1 protein-coding gene is annotated in these 1674 nt (G+C 71.5%); it reads left to right on the top strand.

Translation table 11 applies throughout. The annotated features are described in order from the left end of the window. The first annotated feature begins 247 nt into the window (after positions 1 to 247). Positions 248 to 1444: a GAF domain-containing protein gene (locus tag PKH97_RS16460; RefSeq protein ID WP_324388687.1), complete on the top strand. Its 1197-nt coding sequence runs from the start codon at positions 248 to 250 to the stop codon at positions 1442 to 1444. The last annotated feature ends 230 nt before the right edge of the window (positions 1445 to 1674 follow it).

A 1674-nucleotide genomic window follows, 5' to 3' on the forward strand; every position in this document is an offset into this window, starting at 1 on the left:
CGGGCGAAGTCAAGGTGTCGGTCATCGGTGCCTCTTGTGCCGTGGGCGGTTCCACGTCGACCCGCCGCTCTGGCGCCAGTACAGCGCGGCGGGCGAGGCGGTCGGAAGCGTTGCACGATGTTGCATCGGGCTCGTTTCGAGGTGACCGGGGTCACAGGCGGCGCTAGGCTCGCGGCATACGGTCCGCCGTGGCATCGGTGCGTGGGCGGCCGCTGGGTTGCCGGTCGCGGGCAGGTGAGGAGTCGTCGTGGATTCGTCGGCCGCCGTCGGGCTCGGGACCGACCTCGGGCAGCACGCGCGGGCCTTGCGCCGCGTGCACACCGCCGTCATGGACGGAGCCGCGCCCCCGGTCCGGCCCCGGCCGGTCGTCTCGCGGTCGTGGAACCGGGCCCTGGGCTTCGGTCTCGACCCGACGGCCCGCAATGCGCGCGAACCGGTGCCGTGGGCGGAGGTGGAGCGGCGGCGGCATACGGGAGCCTTGGCGTCGGTCGTGGGGGAGATTCGCGCGGTGCTGACGTCGGTCGCGCACGCGTCAAGCTTCATCGTCGTCCTCACCGACGCCGACGGGGTGATCCTGTGGCGGGAAGGGTCGCCGGGTGTGCTCCGGCGGGCCGACGGGTTGGGGTTCGTCGAGGGCGCGCGCTGGACCGAGGAGGTCGTCGGCACCAATGCGATCGGCACCGCGCTCGCGGAAGGCGCTGCGGTGCAACTCTTCTCGGCCGAGCACTTCGAGGAGGGGCAGCACCCGTGGTACTGCACGGCCGAGCCGGTGCACGATCCGGTGACGGGTGAGTTGATCGGGGTGGTCGACGTCAGCGGTCCGGCCCTGACACTGCACCCCGCGCTGATCGCCTTGGTCTCGACCGCGGCTCGGCTGGCACAGGAGCGGCTGTGGCGCGAGCATCAAGAATCGCTCGGCCGGCTGCGCCGGTCGGCCGAACACGTAGTGGCGACCACCAGCGGGCCGCTGCTGTTGGTGGACGACTTCGGGTGGGTGGCGCACTACAGCGGAGTGCTCGTGCGCGACCGGATCGCCGCGCCCCGCGAGCATGTCCCCGTGGCCGTGCCGGGCCTCGGGCTGTGCGTTCCCGAGCGCCTCGGCGAGGGCTGGCTGGTGCGGCCCGGCGAGCGGTCGGCTCACCTGACCGCCCGGCTGCGGACCATCGGGGGCGAGAACGTGCTGGAGGTTTCGGCGGGGCCGGACGGTAGCGGTGAGTGGCGGGCTGGGGTGAGCCCGCGGCATACGGCCATTTTGCGCGCCCTCGCGGCCGCTGCTCCGGGCGGGTTGAGCGCGGCCGAGTTGAGCCGGACGCTCTTCGGCGATGACGCCCATCAGGTGACGGTGCGCGCAGAGATCAGCCGGTTGCGCCGGGTGGTCGGAGCGCTCGTTGCAACCGCTCCCTATGCGATCGCGCCCGGAGTCTGCCTGGTCTGCGAAGACTGAGCCTGGCTGGGCGACCCTAACCTCTGCTAACACACGTTAGGTCACCTCCAGCAGGGTAGAACCTGCTCGACGTCACCCAATGTGTGTTAGCAGCACTGAGGTTCAGGGCCGGTCACGCGAAATAGGCGGCGATGGAGGCCTTTTCGGCCGACAGGGATGCTGCCGGGAGGTAGTCACCGGCGGTCGCGGTCAGGACGGCTGCGATCGCGTCGAGGCGCGCAGAGGCGTAC

The organism is Nostocoides sp. (genome assembly GCF_035343835.1).
GTDB classification, from domain to species: Bacteria; Actinomycetota; Actinomycetes; order Actinomycetales; family Dermatophilaceae; genus Nostocoides_A; species Nostocoides_A vanveenii.